The organism is Paraglaciecola algarum (assembly GCF_021532655.1).
Lineage (GTDB): Bacteria > Pseudomonadota > Gammaproteobacteria > Enterobacterales > Alteromonadaceae > Paraglaciecola > Paraglaciecola algarum.
This window is the reverse complement of the sequence record NZ_JAKGAS010000052.1, coordinates 1-212: the sequence shown is the minus strand read 5'-3', so window position 1 is coordinate 212 and position 212 is coordinate 1. Positions and strand designations below refer to the sequence as shown.

The following is a 212-nucleotide window of genomic DNA, read 5'->3' as shown; positions in this document are numbered from 1 at the left end:
TGGACGCTTAGCTCAGTTGGGAGAGCATCGCCCTTACAAGGCGAGGGTCACTGGTTCAAGCCCAGTAGCGTCCACCAATTCTGGATTATTGATATTGTCGATAATCACTGGTTTAAGCCAGTATTAAAAGTTTTTAAGTACAAAGATTGGACGCTTAGCTCAGTTGGGAGAGCATCGCCCTTACAAGGCGAGGGTCACTGGTTCAAGCCCAG

General features: G+C 48.1%; 1 tRNA gene. It reads left to right on the top strand.

What is annotated here, in order from left to right:
• Position 1: 1 nt before the first annotated feature.
• A tRNA-Val gene (locus L0668_RS20615) sits at positions 2-77 on the top strand.
• Positions 78-212 lie beyond the last annotated feature (135 nt).